This is a genomic window from Xylanimonas allomyrinae (assembly GCF_004135345.1).
GTDB classification, from domain to species: Bacteria; Actinomycetota; Actinomycetes; order Actinomycetales; family Cellulomonadaceae; genus Xylanimonas; species Xylanimonas allomyrinae.
In genome coordinates, this window is the sequence record NZ_CP035495.1 from 1,011,819 (window position 1) to 1,033,427 (window position 21,609).

General features: G+C 74.5%; 22 protein-coding genes and 1 pseudogene. 13 read left to right on the forward strand and 10 right to left on the reverse strand.

The window, feature by feature from the left end; genetic code table 11:
• The first annotated feature begins 40 nt into the window (after positions 1-40).
• Positions 41-1,282 (forward strand): Fic family protein, encoded by a 1,242-nt coding sequence (locus tag ET495_RS04540; RefSeq protein ID WP_245993407.1) that lies wholly within the window; start codon positions 41-43, stop codon positions 1,280-1,282.
• Here ET495_RS04540 and ET495_RS04545 read toward each other — a convergent pair.
• Entirely contained in the window at positions 1,236-2,195 is a 960-nt protein-coding gene (locus ET495_RS04545; protein ID WP_129202977.1) for a LysR family transcriptional regulator, read from the reverse strand. The two genes, ET495_RS04540 and ET495_RS04545, sit on opposite strands and share 47 nt — an antisense overlap.
• A gap of 51 nt (positions 2,196-2,246) precedes the next feature.
• Between ET495_RS04545 and ET495_RS04550 the strand changes: the two genes are divergently transcribed.
• From ET495_RS04550 to ET495_RS04560, 3 genes are all read left to right on the forward strand, one after another.
• Complete coding sequence (locus ET495_RS04550) at positions 2,247-2,867, forward strand: L-threonylcarbamoyladenylate synthase (RefSeq protein WP_129202979.1); 621 nt, start codon at positions 2,247-2,249, stop codon at positions 2,865-2,867.
• A 40-nt stretch (positions 2,868-2,907) separates the two neighbouring features.
• Positions 2,908-4,317: a UTP--glucose-1-phosphate uridylyltransferase gene (locus tag ET495_RS04555; protein ID WP_129202981.1), complete on the forward strand. Its 1,410-nt coding sequence runs from the start codon at positions 2,908-2,910 to the stop codon at positions 4,315-4,317.
• Between the two features lie 127 nt (positions 4,318-4,444).
• Entirely contained in the window at positions 4,445-5,614 is a 1,170-nt protein-coding gene (locus tag ET495_RS04560; RefSeq protein WP_162616370.1) for an FAD-dependent oxidoreductase, read from the forward strand.
• Between the two features lie 91 nt (positions 5,615-5,705).
• Here the strand turns inward: ET495_RS04560 and ET495_RS04565 are convergent, their stop codons facing one another.
• The gene (locus ET495_RS04565; protein ID WP_129202985.1) at positions 5,706-6,353 is read right to left on the reverse strand and encodes a YigZ family protein; all 648 of its coding nucleotides are present in this window, start codon (positions 6,351-6,353) and stop codon (positions 5,706-5,708) included.
• A 71-nt stretch (positions 6,354-6,424) separates the two neighbouring features.
• On the opposite strand from ET495_RS04565, the gene ET495_RS04570 reads away from it, so the two are divergent.
• Positions 6,425-7,120, forward strand: coding sequence for a site-specific integrase (locus ET495_RS04570; protein ID WP_245993307.1), 696 nt, complete (start codon positions 6,425-6,427; stop codon positions 7,118-7,120).
• 96 nt (positions 7,121-7,216) lie between these two features.
• Here ET495_RS04570 and ET495_RS04575 read toward each other — a convergent pair whose 3' ends face one another.
• From ET495_RS04575 to ET495_RS04610, 8 genes are read right to left on the reverse strand one after another with little or no spacing between them, the layout of a single operon-like run.
• Positions 7,217-7,885: a GNAT family N-acetyltransferase gene (locus tag ET495_RS04575; RefSeq protein ID WP_129202987.1), complete on the reverse strand. Its 669-nt coding sequence runs from the start codon at positions 7,883-7,885 to the stop codon at positions 7,217-7,219.
• Positions 7,882-8,436 (reverse strand): Dps family protein, encoded by a 555-nt coding sequence (locus tag ET495_RS04580; RefSeq protein WP_129202989.1) that lies wholly within the window; start codon positions 8,434-8,436, stop codon positions 7,882-7,884. Before ET495_RS04580 ends, ET495_RS04575 begins: the two co-directional genes overlap by 4 nt.
• Before the next feature lie 26 nt (positions 8,437-8,462).
• Positions 8,463-9,008, reverse strand: coding sequence for a hypothetical protein (locus tag ET495_RS04585; protein WP_129202991.1), 546 nt, complete (start codon positions 9,006-9,008; stop codon positions 8,463-8,465).
• Positions 9,005-10,303 carry a DUF58 domain-containing protein gene (locus tag ET495_RS04590; RefSeq protein WP_129202993.1) on the reverse strand — a complete coding sequence of 433 codons (1,299 nt, stop codon included), beginning with the start codon at positions 10,301-10,303 and terminating at the stop codon, positions 9,005-9,007. Before ET495_RS04590 ends, ET495_RS04585 begins: the two co-directional genes overlap by 4 nt.
• Positions 10,300-11,283 (reverse strand): AAA family ATPase, encoded by a 984-nt coding sequence (locus ET495_RS04595; RefSeq protein WP_129202995.1) that lies wholly within the window; start codon positions 11,281-11,283, stop codon positions 10,300-10,302. The genes ET495_RS04590 and ET495_RS04595 overlap by 4 nt, the downstream gene beginning before the upstream one ends.
• The gene (locus ET495_RS04600; RefSeq protein WP_129202997.1) at positions 11,280-11,807 is read right to left on the reverse strand and encodes a hypothetical protein; all 528 of its coding nucleotides are present in this window, start codon (positions 11,805-11,807) and stop codon (positions 11,280-11,282) included. The genes ET495_RS04595 and ET495_RS04600 overlap by 4 nt, the downstream gene beginning before the upstream one ends.
• Positions 11,804-12,490, reverse strand: a complete 687-nt coding sequence (locus ET495_RS04605) for a DUF4129 domain-containing protein (protein WP_129202998.1) — start codon at positions 12,488-12,490, stop codon at positions 11,804-11,806. The genes ET495_RS04600 and ET495_RS04605 overlap by 4 nt, the downstream gene beginning before the upstream one ends.
• Positions 12,491-12,549: 59 nt before the next feature.
• Entirely contained in the window at positions 12,550-13,710 is a 1,161-nt protein-coding gene (locus ET495_RS04610; RefSeq protein ID WP_129203000.1) for a DUF3866 family protein, read from the reverse strand.
• 34 nt (positions 13,711-13,744) lie between these two features.
• Between ET495_RS04610 and ET495_RS04615 the strand changes: the two genes are divergently transcribed.
• From ET495_RS04615 to ET495_RS04645, 8 genes and pseudogenes are all read left to right on the forward strand, one after another.
• Positions 13,745-14,809, forward strand: coding sequence for a helix-turn-helix transcriptional regulator (locus ET495_RS04615; protein ID WP_129203002.1), 1,065 nt, complete (start codon positions 13,745-13,747; stop codon positions 14,807-14,809).
• Positions 14,802-15,794, forward strand: a complete 993-nt coding sequence (locus ET495_RS04620; protein WP_129203004.1) for a helix-turn-helix transcriptional regulator — start codon at positions 14,802-14,804, stop codon at positions 15,792-15,794. The genes ET495_RS04615 and ET495_RS04620 overlap by 8 nt, the downstream gene beginning before the upstream one ends.
• A 10-nt stretch (positions 15,795-15,804) precedes the next feature.
• Positions 15,805-16,191, forward strand: coding sequence for a hypothetical protein (locus ET495_RS04625; RefSeq protein WP_129203006.1), 387 nt, complete (start codon positions 15,805-15,807; stop codon positions 16,189-16,191).
• A 59-nt stretch (positions 16,192-16,250) separates the two neighbouring features.
• Positions 16,251-16,484: a Sec-independent protein translocase subunit TatA gene (tatA, locus tag ET495_RS04630; protein WP_129203008.1), complete on the forward strand. Its 234-nt coding sequence runs from the start codon at positions 16,251-16,253 to the stop codon at positions 16,482-16,484.
• 37 nt (positions 16,485-16,521) lie between these two features.
• Positions 16,522-17,262 carry a twin-arginine translocase subunit TatC gene (gene tatC / locus ET495_RS04635; RefSeq protein ID WP_129205880.1) on the forward strand — a complete coding sequence of 247 codons (741 nt, stop codon included), beginning with the start codon at positions 16,522-16,524 and terminating at the stop codon, positions 17,260-17,262.
• Positions 17,263-17,281: 19 nt separating this feature from the next.
• Positions 17,282-18,109, forward strand: a pseudogene (locus ET495_RS04640) (diacylglycerol/lipid kinase family protein); the annotation flags it as partial.
• Between the two features lie 107 nt (positions 18,110-18,216).
• The gene (locus ET495_RS19130; RefSeq protein WP_342770149.1) at positions 18,217-18,369 is read left to right on the forward strand and encodes a hypothetical protein; all 153 of its coding nucleotides are present in this window, start codon (positions 18,217-18,219) and stop codon (positions 18,367-18,369) included.
• Positions 18,370-18,374: 5 nt separating this feature from the next.
• A complete protein-coding gene (locus tag ET495_RS04645; protein WP_129203010.1) occupies positions 18,375-21,296 on the forward strand; it encodes a DEAD/DEAH box helicase in 2,922 nt (973 codons plus the stop codon).
• Positions 21,297-21,609 lie beyond the last annotated feature (313 nt).

Here is a 21,609-nt window from a genome sequence, read left to right on the forward strand (position 1 = left end):
TAACCTATACCCAAGCGCACACGGAAGAAGGGACGTGGCGATGCCCCCGGACGGCGACGGAACGCTCTGGCAGCGCGAGTACCAGGCGGGCGACCTCGGGGCGATGCGCTCCGCCGACAGGCGCGGGGGCACCTACCGGCGCTACTTCCCCGCACCCCTGGGGGAGTCGATGCACCCCTACGTCAGCGCGGCGGCGATGATCGCCGTCTCCGACGTCGCGATCGCCGTCGCACGCATCGGGCAACGCCTGCGCGAACGGCCCATGCCGATCCTCTACGCGACCCTCCTGCGCAGCGAGTCGATCTCGTCGTCCTGGGTGGAGGGGTTGCGTGAGACGCCACGCAACGTGATGGTCGCCCAGCTTCAGGATCGCGACCCCGGGCTCGAGGGCTACCAGTTCGAGCGGCTCGGCACCGCGCACACCATCCTGGGCAACCTCGACTCGGTGCGCCGTGGCGTCCGGTCCCTGCGCGCGCCGTGGACGCACGAGTCGATCCACGAGATCCACCGCACGATCGCCCCGCACGTGCATGACGGCGCCTACCGCGGGGTCGACGTGCAGATCGGCGGCACGTCCAAGGTGACGGCGTCCTACGTGGCACCGCCTCCCGGGCGCGTCACCCCGCTCATGGCCGACCTGCTCGACTACGCCAACGAGTCGGGCGACAACCCGCTCGTCAAGGCCGCGATCCTGCACGCCCAGTTCGAGACCGTCCACCCCTACGAGGACGGGAACGGCCGCACCGGGCGCGTGCTCGTGCACGGCTACCTCGCGCGGGCCGGCCTCCTGGACGAGGGCGTGCTGCCGCTGTCCGTCGTGCTGCGCCGCGACCCCGACGAGTACGTGCGACAGCTCACCGCGTTCCGCCACGGCGATCCCGCGGCGCGCGGCGATGCCGTGAGCGGCTTCGTGACGTACTTCGCCGAGGCGCTCGCGCGTTCCTGCGAGGAGGCCGAGTCGGTCATCGCCGCGGCCGCCGACGTCGAGGCCGACTGGGCGCAGCGCACGGCACGGTTCCGTTCCGACTCCCGCGTCCATGCCGCCGTCCGGGTCCTGGTCGAACAGCCGGTGGTGACCGCCCGGTACCTCGAGACGGCGCTGACGACGTCGAAGGTCACCGCGCGCAAGGTCGTCGACTCGCTCGTGCAGGTCGGCATCCTCGAACCGTCGGGTGGGCGGTTCCGCCGAGCGGAGGTCTACCAGGCGTCGGCGCTGCTGCGGATGATGGACCGGCTCATCCCGGGGGTCCAGCCGACGCCGCTGCCCCGGATGGTGCGCTAGCCGGAGCTCCCCGGTGGGCCGCCCCGGCAGCGACGAGCCTCACCAGCAGCTCACGCGCCGGGGGAGTGGGCTTCCCCAGGGTCAGCGCGAGCACACGCCGGCGCGCCCCCGGCAGAGCCGAGGTGACGACGCCGGGCGAGCGGTGGGCGCGCAACGCGAGCTCGGGCAGCAGGCTGACCCCGACACCCGCCGCGACGAGCGCCTGCACGGCCATCGAGTCGTCGGTCTCGAACGTGATGCGCGGCGCGAACCCGGCGGCCCCGCAACGGGCGACCAGGTCGGCCCGGCAGCGCGGGCAGCCCGCGATCCAGTCGGACTCGGAGAGCGCCGCGAGCGGCGGGAAGCTGCCGTCGTCGTCGGCAGCGGGGCGGACCAGGTGGACCGGCTCGTCGAGCACGGGCGTCACCGAGTACCGTGCGAGATCCTCGACGCCGCCCGCGTGCGGAACGTCGGAGTGCTCGAAGACGAGCGCGACGTCGACCTCGCCCGCGGCCAGCGCATCGACCGCCTCGGGCGGCTCGGCCTCGACGAGCCCCACGCTCAGCCCCGGATGGTCGCGCACGAGAGCGGCGATCGCCGTCGGGACGATGGTCGCCAGCGCTGACGGGAACGCCGCGAGGCGTGCACGGCCCGCACGCAGCCCGGCGAGCGCGTCGAGCTCGAGGCGCACGCTCGCGACACGGCCGAGGATCTCCTCGGCGCGCACGGCCAGCAGGCGGCCCGCCTCGGTGAGGTGAATGCCGCGTCCCGCGCGTTCGAGCAGCGGCAGGCCCGCTTCCGACTCCAGGCGGGACAGATGGTGGCTCACCGACGGCTGCGCCACGCCGAGCTCGCGCGCGGCTGCCGTGACGGAGCCCGTCCGGGCGACCGCAGCGAGGACGCGCAGGCGGGTGAGGTCGAGATCCGCGGGCATCGGTCCAGGCTACCGGGGTCGCCACGGACGGCGAGGAGTAGCCTGCCGAGCATGGCGCGCTACTTCGACGTGCACCCGGTCGACCCCCAGGCGCGGGCGATCGGGCAGGTCACCTCCCTGCTCCGCGAGGGCGCGCTCGTCGCGTACCCGACCGACTCCGGCTACGCCCTGGGGTGCCGGATGGACTACCACGACGGCACCGACCGTATCCGGCAGGTGCGGCGGCTCGGCGACAAGCACCATTTCACCCTCGTGTGCGCGGACTTCGCCCAGCTCGGGCATCTGGTCCACCTCGACAACAGCGCGTTCCGCGCGATCAAGGCAGCCACGCCAGGGCCGTACACGTTCATCCTGCCCGCGACACCCGAGGTGCCCCGCCGCCTGGCCCACCCGAAGAAGAAGACCGTGGGCGTGCGGATCACCGACAACCGGGTGGCGCAGGCCCTGCTGCACGAGCTCGGCGAGCCGCTGCTGTCCTCGACGCTCATCCTGCCCGGGCAGACGGAGCCGCTCATCGACGGGTGGACCATCAAGGAGGATCTCGACCACGTGCTCGACGCCGTCGTCGACGGAGGAGAGGTGCCCGAGCGGCCCACCACCGTCGTCGACTGGTCGGACGGCTATCCGGACGTGGTGCGTGTCGGAGCGGGGGATCCGACGCGCTTCGAGTGATCGGACGCAGCCGAGCGCCGGTCCCGTTAGGGTGCGGGGCATGAGCGACGGTGGCCTGGCGCTGGCCCGCGAGAAGATGACGGAGGCGGGCGTGGCGCCCGCGGCGATCGAGACGTTCAGCCGGTTCTACCGGTTGCTGGAGTCGGGCGCGACAGGACTGGTGCGGGAAGCGGACGTCGACCCGCTGCCGCCCCTGGCGCGTGCGGCAGACCTGGACCTGACCGACGACGACGCCGCGAACGCGCTGGCGAAGACGGCGATCATCAAGCTCAACGGCGGGCTGGGCACGTCGATGGGCATGGACCGGGCCAAGTCGCTGCTGCCGGTGCGCCGCACGGCGGACGGGACGGACCTGACCTTCCTGGACGTGATCGTGGGCCAGGTGCGCGCGGCGCGGGCAGCGACGGGGGCACGGCTGCCGTTGCTGCTGATGAACTCCTTCCGCACGCGGGACGACACGCTGGCGTTGCTGGCGCGGTACGAGGACCTTCCCCTCGACGGTCTGCCCCTGGACTTCGTGCAGAACCGCGAGCCCAAGCTGCGCGCCGACGACCTGACCCCGGTGTCGTGGCCAGCCGACCCGGACCTGGAGTGGTGCCCGCCGGGGCACGGCGACCTGTACCCGGCGTTGCACGCGGCCGGTGTGGTGCGAGCGCTGCTGGACGCGGGGTTCCGGTACGCGTCGGTGTCCAACGCGGACAACCTGGGTGCGGCGCCGGACGCGCGGATCGCAGGCTGGTTCGCCACCTCGGGTGCCCCGTACGCGGCCGAGATGTGCCTCAAGACGCCCGCGGACGTCAAGGGCGGGCAGCTCGTGGTGCGCAAGGCCGACGGGCGCATCGTGCAGCGCGAGACCGCTCAGACCCACCCGGACGACCTGGCGGTCTCGCTGGACCCGGCACGTCACCGGTACTTCCACACCAACAACCTGTGGTTCGACCTCGAGGTGCTGGCCGCCGAGCTCGACCGTACCGGCGGGGTGCTGGAGCTGCCGCTGATCCGCAACGCCAAAACGGTCGACCCGGCCGACCCGTCCTCGACCCCGGTGGTCCAGATCGAGTCCGCGATGGGTGCCGCCGTCGCGGTGTTCGAGGGGGCCACGGCCATCGAGGTCGGCCGGGAGCGGTTCCTGCCCGTCAAGACGACCAGCGACCTGCTCGTGCTGCGCTCGGACGTCTACGACCTGACCGCCGACCACCGCGTCGTGGCCCAGGTCCCCGCCCCCCTGGTGACCCTGCCCGCGCCTTACAAGACCATCGCCGCGTTCGACGCCCGGTTCCCCTGTGGGCCGCCCTCCCTGCGCGCGGCCACCGCGCTCACGGTCGAGGGCGACTGGACCTTCGGGGCTGAGGTCGCCGTGCAGGGCGAGGCCACGCTGCACGACGCCGGTACGGCCGGCGTCGTCCCCGACCGGGCAACCGTCGGGCCGCACGGGATCGCCGCCGGGTGACGCCCGGCTGAACAGCGGGTGGACCGGAGCGGGACGCGTCGCGGCTCCGATGAACTTCGCGTGAACAAGGTCGTCCGGCGGTCGTCCCGGCTTGATTCTGGCCCCGCTCGTGGCGGATCTTCCGGGCGTGCCACGTCGAACGATCCCCGCACGCGCCGCCACCGACCGACCCGCAGGCCTCCCGAGCGAGGTCGAGGTGGTCGTCGTCGGTGCCGGCATCGTCGGTCTCGCGCATGCGATCGAGGCCGAGGCGCGTGGGGCGAGCGTCGTCGTCATCGAGCGGGACGCGTGCGCGCGCGGTGCCTCGGTGCGCAGCCTCGGGCACGTCGCGGTCGCCGCGCAGGACGGGCCGACGCTCGCCTGCGCGTTCCAGACGCGTGACAAGTGGCTCGCGCTGCGTCGCCAGGCGGGACTGGTGGTGGGGGAGTCGGGCAGCGTCGTCGTCGCGTCCGCGGACGACGAGATGGCGGTGCTGGAGGACTTCGTCTGCGCCCGTGACGGTGCGGCCACGCTCCTGGACCGTGCGGGCGTGGCCCGGTACGTGGCCACGGTCGGCGACGACGTCGTCGGCGGGGCGTTCCTGACGACCGACCTGCGGGTCGACCCGCGCTCTGCGCTGCACCAGCTGGCGCTGTGGTTCGGGCAGCGGCCGCGAGCGTCGGTCGTGACCGGGACGGCGGTGCTCGGCGTCGAGCCGGGTCACGGGCGGACGCTCGTGCGCACCTCGCGGGGCGACGTCGTCGCCCGACGCGTGGTGATGGCTGTCGGCGCCGACGTCGACAGGCTGTACCCCGGCGTGACCGAAGGACGGCTGCGCCGTCGTCGTCGGCACGGGCTGCGGGTGGCACTGGAGTCGCCGGTCTCCGGCGACTCTCCGGTCGTGCTCGGGGGGACGGCGCTGCTGCACCACGCGGGTTTCACGCGGTCCCCGCACCACACGGAGGTGCGAGGGCGGCTCGACCAGGAGCGGCCCGCGGTTGTCGGCGCGGGGCTCAACCTGCGCGCGACGCCGCTCGCGGACGGCACGCTGCTGCTGGGGGACGCCGGTTCGGGGGACGCCGGCCTGTCTCCGTTCCGCGACGAGTCCGTCGACGGCCTGCTGCTCGACGAGGCGTGGCGGCTTCTGGGCGCCCGCCCGCGGGTGCTCGACCGATGGACGGCGACGGAGGCCGTCGCGGACGAGCCGTTCGTCGCGACGGAGCCGCAGCGCGGGCTGCTGGTGGTCGAGGCGACGGGCTCCACGGGCTTGTCGACGGCCTTCGGCCACGCCGCACGCAGCCTCGACGGGTTCCTGTAGCAGTCGAGCACGCCGGGAACGAGGCCGCACCCGTGCGCGCGATCCTCGCGCGGCTGATCGGCGTCTGAGAACCCCAGACCGTCGAAGGGACCTACTCCGGGACGTCGGCGATGCGCTGGGCGCCCAGCACCGGGGCGAGCGCGCCCGACGTCGTGGCAGCGATCTCGGCAGTGAGTCCTTCGACCTCGGACGGCGGCACCAGGAGCGTCAGCCGGGCGACCTCGCCGTACTGCGGCTCGCCCAGGACGGCCCCGTGCGCGGCTGCCCAGTCGCGCAGCATGTTGTCGAGCCGGCCGGCGTCGGCGTGGGGGACGTCGAGGTGCACCTGGGTCAGGACGCGGCGACGCACGAGGAGGGCACGGTCCAGCGCCTCCGAGACCGCCGTGGAGTAGGCGCGCACGAGCCCGCCGGCGCCGAGCAGGACGCCACCGAAGTACCTGGTGACGACGGCGACGACGTCGGTGACCTCGCGGTGGCGCAGCACCTCGAGCATCGGGACGCCGGCGGTGCCGGAGGGTTCGCCGTCGTCGGTGGAACGCTGCTGGTCGGAGTGGGTGCCGACCACGAGGGCGACGCAGTGGTGGCGGGCGTCCCAGTGCTCCTTGCGCCGCCGTGCGACGACGGCGTCGGCCTCCTCGACCGAGGCCACCGGGTGCAGGTGGGTCAGGAACCGGGACTTCTTCACGAGGAGCTCGTGGTCCACGGGATGGGCGATCGTCGAGGGCAGGGCGCGGTCCACCCGCCGAGCCTAACGGCGACACTCCGACGGCGATGCCACGAAAAAGTGTGCCAAGCGGCCACGATGGAGCTGTGAGCAGCCACGACACCGGCAGGGACGAACTCCCGGCGGACACGCCCGAGGCAGCGGATCACGCCACCGGGCCCGGGCACTACCCGCGCCCGGCCGTCTCGCTCGACGAGGCCGAGTGGGTGTGGCGCGAGCTGGGCGTCGAGGCGCTGCGCCCCGGGAGCAAACCCGAGGTCGTGCGGCTCGCCGTGATCGCCGGCCTGACGCGCGCGACGGGTGCCCGCTACGGCGACCTGCTGCGTGTGCGGGCCGAGGATCTCGACCTGGGCGCGCTCGGAGCGCACGCGGGGGAGGGGAGCGTCGTCGTGCGGCACGGCAAGCACCGCACCGCACGGATCCATCGCGTGCCGCCCGAGGTGGTGCTGGTGCTGCGGCGCTGGATGGAGGTGCGCCTGGAGCTCGCGGCCGAGCTGGAAGGGTCCGTCCCGCGGGCGCTGCTGCTGACGGTCCACCACACGCACGACAACGGGACCACGGTCTCGAGCGGGCTCCCGATCACGCGGCAGGGCCTGGTGCTCTCGTGGCGCCGCTTCGCGATGCGCACGAACGCCCGCTACGGCGCCCTGCGCCCGCCGCTGCCGACCCGCTTCGAGCAGGTCCGTCGTGCGTGGACCGGCTCGCCGCTCCCGGACCCGGGCCGGGAGATCGCACCCACAGAGGCCCCTTCAGAGCCGGGGCCGGGCGGGGCACAGACCTGACAAGAGACGGAAGTAGCGGTCACTTCAGCAAAAATAGTGTGCCAAGCGCATAGAACCCGCCTGTGGACCCGTCAAAACCAGCCCAGACCACGGGCTTCAACCCGCGGTGAGAAGCCCCAGGAGCGGCGACGCGGTGGTCGAACCGGGGAGCTCTCGGAAGCCCAGCCGGTCGTAGAACGCGCGGGCGTTCGTGTTCGTCGGGGAGTACGAGAGATGGACGCCCGGCACACCCCGAGCCGCGAGCGCGGCACTCAGCGTGGACACCATGCGCCTGCCCCAGCCCTGCCGTTGCGCGCGGGGGAGCAGGTCGATGTGGAGGTGCGCGGGGTAGGCCGCGAGAACACCCGGCGGGGCGAGCATGCGCTCGGGGTGGACGCCGTCGTGCCACAGCGAGGCCTCGCTGTACGCCGGTCCTCCCGCCGCGGGGGCCGGGTGCCGCTCCAGGAACCCCGGTGTCCACTCGAGCCGCCAGCGCTCGACGAACCGCCGGGTGTCGGGTGCCGCGACGACGTACCCGCAGACGACGCCGTCAGGCACGTGCAGCACGGCGTCGTCGTCCTGCACCGCACCGGAGTCCAACGGCTGTACGACGACGAACGCCGTCGCGGGCTCCAGGTCCACGTACGGCAGCGCGTACACGTCGGGCATCAGCAGGTCGTCGGAGTAGAGCCCGCGTGCGTCCCCGCCGTCGGCGGCGGTTCGCACGCACACCTGCGCGACGGCGGCGCGGTCGAGCGGGGAGTAAGGGCGCAGAGTCCCCGTCACGAGGCGCCGAGCGCGTCGCGCGCGGCGTCGAGCTCGGTCCGGGCGCCGTTCGTGGACAGGTCGCCGCCCGAGCTCTCCAGGTGCGCCCGGATGAACCAGTGGAACTGCTCCAGCTCACGCAGGTGGCCGATGAGCAGGTCGTTGGTGACGACGTCGAGCACCTCGGTGTCCGCGACGGCCTGGCGGTGGGCGGCGATGACGCCCTGGTAGACCTCGTCGAGCGCCCCGAGGTGCGCGATGGCGCTGGCACGGCCGAGAGCGTAGTCATCCCAGGTGCGCGCCGCGACGAGCGCCCCTGGCGTACCCACGGGTGCCACGCCCAGCGTGGCGATGCGCTCGGCGATCGAGTCGACCATCAGCCGCACGGCGTCGACCTGCGGGTCGATCATCTCGTGCACGGCGATGAAGTGGGGCCCCACGACGTTCCAGTGCACGTGCTTGAGCGTCAGGTGCAGGTCGTTGAGGGAGTGCAGCCGCTCCTGAAGGATGGCCGCGACCTGGCCGCCCTCCTCAGGGGTCAGGGACGGGACGGTGTAGCGCGGCACGGACATCGCAACCTCCGAGGTGAGGATCGGTCTTACCCGTCATCCTCGTGCCCCAGCACCCACCATGCCAACGCGAGCAGCGCCCCGGCACCCGCCACGAGCACCGCCGGCGACGACCCTCGCACGGTGAGTCCCAGCGCCCCGACCAGCAACGTCGCCGCCATCACGACGGCGTCGCGCAGCGCCGGCCGGCCCAGCGCGCCGAGCTCGACGCGGCTGCCCCAGCCGACCGCACCGGCCCAGTTCGAGAGTCGAAGCGCGCCATACCCCAGCGGGGCGAGCCACAGCGCGGCGACGTCGGGGCCGCTGCCCCAGGTGAACGCGGCCAGAAGTGCGGCCGTCGCGATCGCGGTCAGCGAGGGCCCGTGACCGGGCCGCCACAGCCCCCACGCCAGCAGCGCGATCGTCCCGACGGTCGCCGTCGTCCCGACGTCGAAGGGCAGCGTGGACCGCGACAGCGCGGCGAGCACCACGGCGGGCGGTGCCACGGCGCCCAGGACGCGCAGCACGGCACCCGGCACCCACGCACGGGTCTCGACGCCGACGCGCGGTGCGCGCGCCCGGCCTTCCCCGATCACCGCCGCGCTCCGGCGACGGGACGGTGCCGTTCGCCGGCACGGACGAGCACCTCGAAGCGTGCCGCAGCCTCGGCGCGCTCGGACCCGGCCCACCGGACCACCGGCACCCCGCGCGCGGTGAGCGCGCGGACGCGGTCGGCGCGCTCCATCGAGGTGATGCGCCACGCCAGCGTCAGGTGCCGCTCGGGCACGGGCTGGACGTCGGGCAGCGTGTCGACGACGACGGTGGGCACGCCCTGCTCGGCCCACGCCTCCACCAGCGCGACGGGTGCGTCATCGAGCAGCGTCGTGAACAGGTAGACGATGGCGTCGGCCGGCACCTGCGGAGGGCGCACCCGCGTCGTCGGCGACCCGACGGGCGCGGCGAGGGCCAGCGCGTGCAGGATGCGGCGCAGGTGTCTCTTGCCGGTCGCGGCGGGGACGGGGCGGCGACGGAACGCGAGGTCTTCGAGACCGACGCGGTCCCCGGCGCCGACCAGCGACGTCGCGATCGACGCGGCGGCGTGCCGGGCGAGGTCGAGTGACGTCGGCTCGTCGACGCGCAGCGGCTCGGTGCCGCGCCAGGTGCGCGGGTCCGGGCCGACGTCGTCGCGCGAGTCCAGCACGAGCACGGCGCCCGCCTCCGCGGTGGCGAAGGTGCGGCGCACGTAGAGCGAGTCGAGCGCGGGCGAGCGCCGGGCGGTGGCGCGCCAGTCGACGCGGCGCAGCCGGTCGCCCGGGCCCATGGGATGGACGTCACGCAGCTCGGTGCCGTCGCCCAGGCGGCGCGAGGCGCGCGGGCCGGTCAGTCCGCGCAGGCGCGAGGGCAGCGGCACGCGCCCCAGCCGCGACGCCTCCGGCAGCACGAGCCGGCCTGGCGCCTGCGCGCCGTGCGCGTCCTCGGCCGAGCCGCCGTACGGCCCCAGCCCGCGCACGTCGGCATGGAACGTGCGCTGCGGTCCGGTCCGCACCGTGGCGAGGTGCAACGGCAGCGCGCGCTCGTCCGTCCCGGGCAGGACGACCTCGGCAGGCCGGTGCCCCGGGGCGAACACCCGCACGTGGACGACGTCGCAGCCGGGGGCGGGCGTGACCCTCAGCTCCTCGGCGATCTCCCCGGGCTGCGCGGCCTGCCCGGCGTCGCCGAAGGTGGCGGCGGAGGGTGCGTCGGGACGGCTCACCCGGCCGAGCACGAACGCCAGCACGAGCGGGACGCCGAGGAGAGCGACGTCGGGGCGCGCCAGGAGCACTCCCAGGGCGAGCACGGCGATCCCGGTGGCGGCCGCCCCGGCCGCCGCACGCGTGGGACGCCAGGTCACGCCCGCCCCACGGTGGCCGGACCGGCGACCGACCCCAGCAGCTCCCGGACGACGTCCTCGGGTCGCACCGCGGACGCCCACGCCGTCGGGCTGAGCGTGATGCGGTGCGCGAGGACGGGCACCGCGACCCGCTTGACGTCCTCCGGCAGCGCGTAGTCGCGGCCGTCGAGGACGGCGACGGCGCGCGCGAGCAGCAGCAGGTTCTGCGACCCGCGGGGCGACGCACCAACCTCCAGCGCTCCGTGCCCGCGCGTGGCCGCCGCGAGGTCGACGCAGTACCGCACGACGTCGCGGTCCACCTCGACGGCCTCGACGCCGGCCTGCATCGCGAGCACGGTGGCGGCGTCGACGACAGGACGCACGGGCGCGGCCTCCTGGCGTCGCGCGACGCGCCGCAGCAACACCTCGGCCTCCTGCTCCCGGTCGGGGTAGCCGACGGCGAGACGCACCATGAACCGGTCGAGCTGGGCTTCCGGCAGCGGGTAGGTGCCCTCGTACTCGACGGGGTTGGACGTCGCGACGACGTGGAACGGCGCCGGCAGCGGGCGCGTGACGCCGTCGACGGACACCTGGCGTTCGGCCATGGCCTCCAGCAACGCCGACTGCGTCTTGGGGGCGGTGCGGTTGATCTCGTCGGCCAGGAACAGGCCGGTGAACACGGGGCCGGGGCGGAACTCGAACGTGCGGCTCGCGGGGTCGAAGACGGACGACCCGGTCACGTCGCTGGGCAGCAGGTCGGGGGTGCACTGCAGGCGCGCGAAGTCGAGGCCCAGCGCGGTCGCGAGCGACCGCGCCGCGAGCGTCTTGCCCAGGCCAGGCACGTCCTCGAACAGCACGTGCCCTCCGGCCAGCACCGTCGCGAGGGCGATCTCGAGCGTGTCGCGCATGCCGACGACGGCGGTCGCGACCTCGTCGAGGACGCGCCGGCCCAGGTCGGCGACGTCGGGCACGGACAGGGCGGTCGGGGTGGGCTCGGTCATCGGTGGCTCCTCGGAGCGTCGGGCGCCTCGACCAGCCGGTCGAGTGCGCTGAACCAGGTCTCCAGCGTGCGCGGGCTCAGCGAACGCCGCGTGGTGAGGTCCGCGAGCAGCTCACGGCCCAGCAGCGCCTCGGCTCGCGCGTGGTGGTCGTCGGCGTCGTGCGGCCCGTGGCCCCAGCCGGACAGGTCGGGATGCAGCAGCCCGTCCCACAGCACGCCGTGTGCGGCGAGGCGCCGGGCGGCGATGGCGCGCACGCGGCGCAGGACCCGCTCGGTGACGCGCCCGTCGCGGGTGAACGCCGCCCACCCGAGCTCGCTGAGGTCCTTGCGCGCGCCGGGCCGTGCCTCGGCCGGTGGCCGCGGCCACCCCGTCTCGCGCGGTCCGACGGCGCGCGAGACGAGCGAGGTGACGAACGCGACGGCGGCGAGCACGACGGCGTGCGCGACGTCGAGCGTGCCGGTGACGGCGAGGGCGGCGGCCCCGGCGGTGAGCAGGACGGCGAGCACGACGTGCGACCGGCTCATGGCGTCCTGCCGTCGAGCGCGCGTGCGATGGACTCGAGCGCGGCGCGCGCCCGTGACACCTGGGCGGGCGTGACCGGGTGGGTCGTGAACCGCGCCTGCTGGTAGAGGCGGCGCAGCGTCGCCACGTGCTCGGGCGGGGCCGGCGAGACGCCGAGGAGGCGACCGGTGAACTCCGTGCTCGTCTCGAACGCGTGCCGTTCCCAGCCGTGCCGTGCCGAGGCGCGCTCGAGCTCGACCCACGCCGCGACGACGGCGTCGTGGGGCGTGCCTGCGTCGTCGAGGCGGGCGAGGGCGGCGTCGACGGCGTCGACGAGCGCGGGCAGGTCGACGAGCCCGCCGGGCGTGACGGCCCCGCCCAGGAGCCGGTCGGGCTCGGACGGCTGGGTGTCGGGGCGGCGGCCGGAGACGATGCGCCGCACCACGCTGCGCGCGAGCAGGAACGCCGCGGCAAGAAGGAGGACCCACAGCAGCGCCACGAGCCACGCCGTCAGCGTGGAGTCGTCGCCGCCGACCGGGTCGGGCGGCGGCACGAGCGTGGGCGCTGGCAGGACCGAGGGCGCCTCGGCCGGTGACATGCGCGCCTCCGGCAGCGTGAGCCGCCACGGCGAGGCGACCGCTGCGGCCACGACGACGAGCGCGAGCAGCGCGAGCGCTCCGACGGCGGGGACGGCACGGCTGCGCACACGCGTGATCGTACGCACCGGCCCACCGGTCCGTGCGGTCGGCGCTGCCGTGCGCGGTCTCACGTGCGCGCGAGGCTCTGGGCGTGGATCCCGGCGACGGCGGCCGCGACGAACGCGGCCGGGTCGGCGTCGAGGCCCCGGCCCATCGTCGACAACCGCACGGGGGTGTCCGCGAGCGCCGCGAGGAGGTCGGTGTCGGCGGGGATGTCGGTGAGGTGGTGGCGGCGGGCGAGGGTGGCGGCCTGGGTGCGGATGCGTGCGGTGAGGGCGGGTCCCCAGGCGGGGTGGTTCTCGAGGTCGGGGGTGGGGGCGGGGACGGGGATGTCGGCGGGGGTGTGGGCGACGCGGCCGTAGGCGGTGAGGGAGTGGTGGGAGATGCCGCGGTGGCGGTCGCGGGGGTCGGCGCCGGAGATGCGCAGGGACGCGACGGCTCGCCCGCGGAGGGTGGTGGTGGCGTTGAGTGCTTCGCCTGCGGCGACGCCGGAGTAGCCCCAGCGGGTGCCGGTGCCGAGGTTGCCGGGTCCTTGGGCGACGACGGCGAGGTCGGCGTGGGTGATGTGGTGGGCGGCGAGGAGTCCGGTGTGGACGGTGACGGCTTCGAGGTCGCCGCCGAAGGCTTGGCCGACGGTGATGCAGGTGTCGAGCCAGCCGGTGTCGCGGAGGGTGGCGACGGTGCGGGAGAACGCGGCGGGCAGGGCGCCGCCGTCGGTCATGACGTAGGCGATGCGGGGGGTGGGTTGTCCGGTGCGTGCGGCGGCGAGGCGGGCGCCTGCGATGACGGCGGGCAGGGCGGAGTGCAGGTCGGCGACGACGACGGGCAGGGCTCCGATGTCGTCGGCGTTCTCGAGGAGGTCGTGGTGGGGGGACTCTTGTTCGTCGACGCCGAGGACCATGGCTTGCAGGGGGGTGTAGCGGGCTTTGACGAGGTGGCCGGGGCCGGGTCGGGGGTCGGGGGGTGTGGTGCCGACGGGTCCGACGACGAGGGCGTAGCCGCCGGTGCCGAGGCCGCGGGCGAGGGCGGAGCAGTTGAGCAGGAGGGTGTCGCCGGGGGCGGGGTCGCCGACGAGGGTGGTGTAGGCGAGGGCGCGTGCGCGGACGTCGTCGGGGGCGCGTCCGGGCAGGGGGCGGTCGAGGTCGACGGTCAGTTCGCGGGCGCCGTTGTGGGAGTCGCCCCACGTCGTGCCGCGCGACACCACGGTGCCGGTTCGCCAGGTGATCACGCGTGGCAGGCTACCTGCGGATAGCCTCGTCCCGATGTCTGCTGACCTTCCTTCTCCCGTGCCGGTGTCGCCGGGGGTTCCGCCTGCGGAGCGGCTGCTGAACTTGGTGATCGCGCTGGTGAACACGAGCGTGTCGATGACGAAGCAGCAGATTCGTCGTGGGGTGGCGGGGTACGGGGACGCGCCGACGGTCGAGGCGTTCGAGCGGATGTTCGAGCGGGACAAGGACACGTTGCGTTCGCTGGGTGTGCCGGTGGTGACGGTGGATGCGGGCGGGCACAGCGACGACGTCGGTTACCGGATCGACAACGATGCGTATGCGTTGCCTCCGGTGGATCTGACGCCGGCGGAGCTGGGGGTGCTGGCGCTGGCGGCGCAGCTGTGGGGTGACAAGTCGTTGCGGACGGACAGCTCGCGGGCGATGACGAAGCTGCGGGCGGCGGGTCCGGCGCAGGTCGAGGTGGATGCGCTGGCGGGTCTGGCGCCGCGGGTGCGGGCGGTGGGTGACGCGTACGGGCCGCTGCTGGAGGCGGTGACGGAGCGGCGGGAGGTGCGGTTCCGGTATCGGGCGGCGAGCACGGGGGTGCTGGCGGAGCGTCGGGTCGAGCCGTGGCGGATCGCGGCGCGGGGCGGTGGCTGGTATCTGGTGGGGCGGGACGTGGATCGGGCTGCGCCGCGCGTGTTCCGCCTGTCGCGCATCGAGGGCCGGGTGCGGGTGGGGGCGCGTGCGGCGGCGTTCGAGATTCCGGCGCACGTGGATGTGGACGCGGTGCTGGGCGCGGCGGGGCAGGTGCGGACGGCGGTGCTGGCGGTGGTGCCGGAGCGGGCGTCGGCGGTGCGGGCCCGGGCGGTCGCGGTGCCTGAGGGGGTGCCTGAGGGGGTGCCTGAGGGGATGCCGGAGGGGGTGGCGCCCGGCGAGGTGCCGGAGGGTCGTGACGTGGTGGCGGTCCCGTTCACGTCGGTCACGACGCTCGCCGAGGAGCTGGCCGGGTACGCGGACGCCGTCGTGGTGCTCGCTCCGGGCGAGCTGCGCGGCGAGGTGGTGCGCCTGCTGGAGGCTGCCGCTCGCCTCGACGCGGTGGAGGTGCCGCGTGGCTGAGCGCGCCGACGACCGCCTGGTGCGGCTCCTGGGGCTGGTCGCCTACCTTGACGGGCACGGCCCGGTGCCGGTGCCGCAGCTCGCGGAGCGGTTCGGGGTGTCGGAGAAGCAGATCCACGACGACGTCGACCAGCTGTGGGTGACGGGCACGCCAGGCTACTGGCCGGACGACCTGATCGACTTCGACGCCGACGCCGTCGAGCGCGGTGTGGTGCACCTGACGAACGCGCGCGGCCTGACCCGCCCGTTGCGGCTCGGTACGCGTGAGGCGGTCGCGCTGGTCGCGGCCTTGCGAGCCCTGCTGGAGTCGCCGCCGGTGCGGGCGGACGTGCAGCGCACGGCGCTCGTGCGGTCCGCGCTCGCCAAGCTGTCGGCCGCGACGGGCGAGGCCGCGAGCGCCGTGGACGTGCGTCTGGCGCGGGACGGCGACCCGCGGGTGCTGGCTGCGGTGACCGACGCGTTGGCGGGGCGGCGCCGGTTGCGGATCCGGTATGTGACGGCGGGCGACGTGGTGGGGGAGCGGGACGTGGACCCGGCGCGGCTGCTGACGCAGGACGGTGCGGGGTATCTGCTGGCGTGGTGTCATCGGGCGCAGGGGCGGCGCACGTTCCGCCTGGACCGGGTGCTGGAGGCGCGGGTGCTGGACGTGCCGGTGGATGCGGTGCGGGTGGCCGAGGTCGATCAGGACGTGGATGTCGCGCGGTCGGTGGCGGGCGCGGGGGACGGTGAGGCGCCGCTGGTGACGGTGACGTTCGCGTCTCCGGCGCGGTGGCTGGCGGAGGAGCTGCCGTCGGAGTCGGTGACCGAGCTGGCGGGCGGCGCGTTTTCGCTGCGGCTGCGGGTGTCGAACCCGGCATGGTTGCACGGGCTGCTGCTGGCGGTGGCTCCGCTGGTCCTGGCGGTGGACCCGCCCGAGGTCGCGGCACGGGTCGCGACGGCGGCGCGGGCGGCGTTGGCGGCGTACGGCGTGCGGGGGGCCTCGTAGGGTGGGTGGCATGTGGTGGCTGGTGTGGGGTGTGCTGGTGGTGGGCACGCTCGTCGGCGCGTTCTTCCTGGGGCGTGACCTGTGGCGCAAGGCGGTCGCGCTGGGTGGTGCGCTCGGCGAGGCCTCGCGGGCGTTGGGGGACGCGTCGGCGCGCATCGGTGATGCGGTCGAGGACGCGGCGGCCCACCCGGTCGACACGAGCCCGACGTTGTTCGACGACATGACGTCGCTTCACGATCGCGTGGTGGCGCAGCGCGAGGCTCGCGCGCTGCGGGCCGCGGAGCGCCGGGAACGCCAGCTGGCGACGGTGCGGGGCTGGTCGGTCGAGGCGTGGCTGGAGGCCCGGCGGTCGGGGCGGTCCACCGGCGTTCACGGTCCGGACGCTCGCAGGCCGTAGGCTGAGCGGCACGCGCACGCCGCAGCGCGGATTCGCAAGTCGAGCGAGGGGTTTCTCAGATGGGCGCACTCAGAGGCTGGCACATCATCGTCCTGGTCGTCGTGATCCTGCTGCTGTTCGGGGCGAACCGGCTTCCCGACCTGGCGCGCAGCGTGGGTCAGTCGCTCAAGATCTTCAAGAACGAGGTCAAGGACCTGACCGACGACAAGGGCGACGGCCCGGCGTCCGACGCCGGCGGCGACTCGTCCCCGCAGGTTCCGGGTCTGACCGACCCCAAGTCTCCCAAGGCGTAGCCGCGTGGCGGGGCGCCCTCGGGACACCGAGGGGCGGATGCCGCTGCGCGAGCACCTGCTGGAGCTGCGCAAGCGGCTCTTCCTGGTGGCGTGCGGTCTCGTCGTCGGGGCCGTGGCCGGCTGGCTGCTGTACGACCCGTTGCTGGAGGTGCTGCGCCGTCCGCTCGACCTGGCGGCGGCCGCACAGGGCAAGGACATCGCGCTGAACTTCACGGCGCTCGGGTCGCCGCTCGACATCAAGGTCAAGGCGGCGCTGTTCCTGTCGGTGGTCGTGACCTGCCCGTGGTGGCTGTACCAGGTGTGGGCGTTCGTCACCCCCGGCCTGACCCGCGCCGAGCGGCGGTACGCGTACGGGTTCCTCGGGGCGGCGGTCCCGCTGTTCCTGGGCGGGGCGACCCTGGCGTGGTGGGTGCTGCCGCACGCGGTCGACATCCTGGCGACCTTCGTGCCCGACGGCACGTCCCAGCTGGTCACCGCGCAGGACTACCTGACCTTCGTCATGCGGCTGGTGCTGGCGTTCGGGATCGCGTTCGTCTCGCCCGTCCTGCTCGTGGGCCTGAACCTCGCGGGCCTGCTGCGGCACGAGACGCTCGCCAAGGGCTGGCGGTGGGCGGTCCTCATCGCTTTCGTGTTCGCGGCCGTGATGACCCCGACCCCGGACGCGCTGACCATGATCCTGGTCGCGCTGCCGATCTGCGTGCTCTACTTCGGCGCACTGGGCGTCGCGATGGTGCACGACAGGCGCGCAGACCGTCGGCGCGTCGCCGCAGACCGCTGAGCCAGGTACGGTTTCCGCCGTGCCCGGCCCCATCTCGCCCTCCCCGTCACCACGCACGAGCGCCACGCTCCGCCTGGGCGTCGTCGTCAACCCCACGGCGGGCAAGGGCCGCGGCGCGCGCGTCGGGCATGACGTCGTGGACCGGCTCGCGTCGGCCGGACACGACGTGTGGGACCTGTCGGGGCACAGCGCCGATCTCGCGCTCGAGCACACGCGCCGCGGCCTGGCCGACGGGATCGACGCGCTCGTCGTCGTCGGCGGTGACGGCATGGTGCACCTGGGGGTGCAGGCCGTCGCGGGCACGTCGACGCCGCTGGGCATCGTCGCGGCCGGCACCGGCAACGACTTCGCGACCACGCTCGGCCTGCCCGTGCGCGAGCCAGCACCGGCCACCGACGCGCTGCTCGGCGCGCTCGACGCCGGTGCCACGCGCACCGTCGACGCCATCCGGGTGACGGGCGACGGACTCAGCAGCCGCAAGCAGGCCGGCGAACCCCTGCGCTGGGTTGCCGGCGCGGTGTCCGCCGGGCTCGACGCCGCCGTCAACGAACGCGCCAACGCCATGCTGCGCCCACGCGGTTCGGCGCGCTACGTGGTCGCCGCGCTGCGCGAGATCGCCGCCTACCGCGCCTGGGAGTACCGCCTGACGTTCGAGCACGTCCAGGGCGACGACGCCACGCTCGCCACGCTGCACAGCCTGCCCGGGTTCACCGACCTCGGCCCCGAGGCCGACGGCGACGGGCGGCGCCTGACCTGGCGGTCCGGTGGCGCGCTCGTCACCGCGTCCAACGGCGCCACGATCGGCGGCGGCATCCCCGTGGCCCCGAACGCCGCGATCGACGACGGCCTGCTCGACGTCGTGATCGCCGGCGACGTCGGACGCGGCGGCGCGTCCGTGCTGTTCCCCAAGATCCTCGCCGGGGCCGCCACCTGGGCCACCCGCTCGTGCGGGTCGTGCACGCCCGCGCCGTCACCATGGAGCCCGCCGGCGCGGCCGGAACCCACGTCCCGTCCGCGTTCGGCGACGGGGAGCACCTGGGTGCCCTGCCGTTGCGTGCCGAGCTCGTCCCCGGTGCGCTGAGAGTGCTCGTGCCGCCCGTAGGCTGACGCCCATGGCTTCCGCCGACCGCTCCCCGCAGAGCGGCACCCTCAGCCCCGCCGAGCGGTACGCGGCCGCCCAGGCCCGCACGTCCCGCTCACGGGTCGGGTCCGGCACCCGGCTCGCCGAGTTCCGCGCCGGGCTGGAGTTCGAGCTCGACGACTTCCAGGTCGCCGCATGCCAGGCCCTGGAGGACGGGCGCGGCGTCCTCGTCGCCGCCCCCACCGGGGCGGGCAAGACCGTTGTGGGGGAGTTCGCCGTCCACCTCGCGCTCGCCCAGGGCGGCAAGGCGTTCTACACCACCCCCATCAAGGCGCTGTCGAACCAGAAGTACGCCGACCTCGCACGCCGCCACGGCGCCGACCAGGTGGGCCTGCTGACCGGTGACACCACCATCAACGGGGAGGCCCCCGTCGTCGTCATGACGACCGAGGTGCTGCGCAACATGCTCTACGCCGGGTCCACGACGCTCGACGGGCTCGCGTTCGTCGTCATGGACGAGGTGCACTACCTCGCCGACCGGTTCCGCGGACCCGTGTGGGAAGAGGTCATCATCCACCTCGCCGACCACGTGCAACTGGTGTCCCTGTCGGCCACCGTGTCCAACGCCGAGGAGTTCGGCGACTGGCTCGAGCTGGTCCGCGGCGACACCGCCGTCGTCGTCTCCGAGCGGCGGCCCGTGCCGCTGTGGCAGCACGTCGTCGTCTCCTCGCCCGAACCGCGCGGCGTGCCCCGCCTGTACGACCTGTACGCCGGGCACGTCGACCCCACCGACCCCGGCGTCAACCCGCCCATCAACCCCGACCTCGCCCAGGTCTTCCGCGTCGCGGGCAGGCGCCCCGCCGACGACGGCGGACGGCGCGGGCCCGGCGACCGCGGCTACCGCGGCCGGGGCGGCCGCCGCCCCGGCACGACCGGCGGGCTGGCCCCGATGCGGCGCACCCCGCCACGCTTCGCCGTCGTCGACGCCCTCGACGCCGACGGGCTGCTGCCGGCCATCTACTTCATCTTCTCCCGCGCGGGGTGCGAGGGAGCCGTGCAGCAGTGCGTCGGCGCCGGGCTGCGGCTCACCTCACCCGCGGAAGAGGCCGAGATCCGCCGCGTCGTCGAGCAGCGCACCGCGACCATCCCGCCCGAGGACCTCGACGTCCTCGGCTACTGGACGTGGCTGCAGGCCCTGTCCCGCGGCATCGCCGCCCACCACGCCGGCCTGCTGCCCGTCTTCAAGGAGACCGTCGAGGAGCTGTTCGCCCGCGGACTGGTCAAGGCCGTGTTCGCGACCGAGACCCTCGCCCTGGGCATCAACATGCCCGCCCGTTCCGTCGTGCTCGAGAAGCTCGTCAAGTGGGACGGCACCGCCCACCAGCCCGTCACCCCCGGCGAGTACACGCAGCTCACCGGCCGCGCCGGCCGGCGCGGCATCGACGTCGAGGGCCACGCCGTCGTCGTCGACCACACGGGGCTCGACCCCGTGGCCCTCGCCGGGCTCGCCAGCCGCCGCCTGTACCCGCTGCGCTCCAGCTTCCGGCCCACCTACAACATGGCCGTCAACCTCGTCTCCCAGGTCGGGCACGACAGGGCACGCGAGGTGCTCGAGACGTCGTTCGCGCAGTTCCAGGCCGACCGCGGCGTCGTCGGGCTCGCCAAGCAGGCGCAGGCGCACGCCGAAGCCCTCGCCGGGTACGCCCAGGCCATGACGTGCGACGCCGGCGACTTCGCCGAGTACATGGGCATCCGGCGACGCATCAGCGACCGCGAGAAGGAGCTGGCGCGCGCCGCGACCGGCTCCCGGCGCGCCGAGGCCGTCGCCTCGTTCGAACGCCTCCAGCGCGGCGACGTCGTCGAGGTGCCGTCAGGGCGCCGGCGCGGATACGTCCTCGTCCTCGACCCCGGGCACGACGCACGCGGGTTCGACGGACCGCGACCCACCGTCCTCACCCAGGAGAAGCAGGTCAAGAAGCTCACCCTCGCCGACGCCCCCCAGGGCGTCACCGCCGTCACCCGCGTCAAGATCCCCAAGGCGTTCAACGCCCGCCGCCCCGACGCCCGCCGCGACCTCGCCGCCACCATGCGCAACGCGCTCGGCGCCCTCGCCGACGGCCCCGCCACCCGCGGCCGACCGGGTGCCGCCCGCCCCGGGCACGGGCCGGGCCGCCGTTCCGACGCCGCCTCCGACCGTGAGCTGCAGTCGCTGCGGGCCGCGCTGCGCGCCCACCCGTGCCACGCGTGCCCCGACCGCGACGACCACGCACGCTGGGCGCAACGGCACGACCAGCTCGCCGCCGAGCACCGCCGCCTCGTGCAGCGCATCGAGGGCCGCACCGGCTCGGTGGCGCGCACGTTCGACCGCACGTGCACCGTCCTGGAAACCCTGCACTACCTCGAACGGTCCGCACCCCACGGCACGGGCCGCGGCGAGCTGCGGGTCACCGACGACGGGCGGTGGCTGCGGCGCGTCTACGCGGAGAACGACCTGCTGCTGGCCGAGTGCCTGCGCCGCGGCGCGTGGGACGGGCTCGACGCACCCGGGCTCGCTGCCGCCGTGTCCACCGTCGTGTACTCCGGCCGGCGCGAGGACCCCGGCGAGCCGTACGTGCCCGGAGGGCCGCACGGCCGCCTCGCGCAGGCCCTCGACGCGACCACCCGCGCCTGGTCGGAGGTGACCGACCTCGAGGAGGCGCACGGGCTCGACGCCACCGGCCCGCTCGACCTGGGCATCGTCGCACCCGTCCACCGCTGGGCGAGCGGCAAGGGACTCGACGCCGTCCTGCGGGGCACCGACCTGGCCGCCGGCGACTTCGTGCGCTGGTGCAAACAGGTCGTCGACGTGCTCGACCAGCTCGCGCAGGCCGCGCCCCGACCCGCCCTGCGCGCCACCGCGCGCAAGGGCAAGGAGGCGGTGCTGCGCGGAGTCGTGGCGTACTCGAGCCTGTGACCCGTTTCCCCCCGGACCCCGGCCGGCGCTGAATCGTTAGCGGAAACAACGCAGGTTCTTCGCCGCAGAGCCGTCATGGTCCAGACCAGTTGCGCGTCTGGGTGTGAGAGGTACCAACTCACACGCGAAGGGACGGGTGCCGTGGGGGACAGCTCCGCTCCGGGAGACGAACGGGACGCGACAAGGCGCTTGTCCTCTAGCCGAGAGGGGTCTCGGCGCGGTATGTGTGGTCCTGTACTCGCAGTGCGGCGAGGCGGGCGACCCCGGCAGCGGCCCGCTGAGCGGGGCGATCTCCCCCTCCGGCTCACCGCCG

What these genes read in the sequence shown, in the direction of transcription:
- ET495_RS04540 (WP_245993407.1), top strand. Translation starts at nt 41, where the DNA reads ATGCCCCCGGACGGCGACGGAACGCTCTGGCAGCGCGAGTACCAGGCG.
- ET495_RS04545 (WP_129202977.1), bottom strand. Translation starts at nt 2,195, where the DNA reads ATGCCCGCGGATCTCGACCTCACCCGCCTGCGCGTCCTCGCTGCGGTC.
- ET495_RS04550 (WP_129202979.1), top strand. Translation starts at nt 2,247, where the DNA reads ATGGCGCGCTACTTCGACGTGCACCCGGTCGACCCCCAGGCGCGGGCG.
- ET495_RS04555 (WP_129202981.1), top strand. Translation starts at nt 2,908, where the DNA reads ATGAGCGACGGTGGCCTGGCGCTGGCCCGCGAGAAGATGACGGAGGCG.
- ET495_RS04580 (WP_129202989.1), bottom strand. Translation starts at nt 8,436, where the DNA reads ATGTCCGTGCCGCGCTACACCGTCCCGTCCCTGACCCCTGAGGAGGGC.
- ET495_RS04595 (WP_129202995.1), bottom strand. Translation starts at nt 11,283, where the DNA reads ATGACCGAGCCCACCCCGACCGCCCTGTCCGTGCCCGACGTCGCCGAC.
- ET495_RS04600 (WP_129202997.1), bottom strand. Translation starts at nt 11,807, where the DNA reads ATGAGCCGGTCGCACGTCGTGCTCGCCGTCCTGCTCACCGCCGGGGCC.
- ET495_RS04615 (WP_129203002.1), top strand. Translation starts at nt 13,745, where the DNA reads ATGTCTGCTGACCTTCCTTCTCCCGTGCCGGTGTCGCCGGGGGTTCCG.
- ET495_RS04625 (WP_129203006.1), top strand. Translation starts at nt 15,805, where the DNA reads ATGTGGTGGCTGGTGTGGGGTGTGCTGGTGGTGGGCACGCTCGTCGGC.
- tatA (WP_129203008.1), top strand. Translation starts at nt 16,251, where the DNA reads ATGGGCGCACTCAGAGGCTGGCACATCATCGTCCTGGTCGTCGTGATC.
- tatC (WP_129205880.1), top strand. Translation starts at nt 16,522, where the DNA reads ATGCCGCTGCGCGAGCACCTGCTGGAGCTGCGCAAGCGGCTCTTCCTG.
- ET495_RS04645 (WP_129203010.1), top strand. Translation starts at nt 18,375, where the DNA reads ATGGCTTCCGCCGACCGCTCCCCGCAGAGCGGCACCCTCAGCCCCGCC.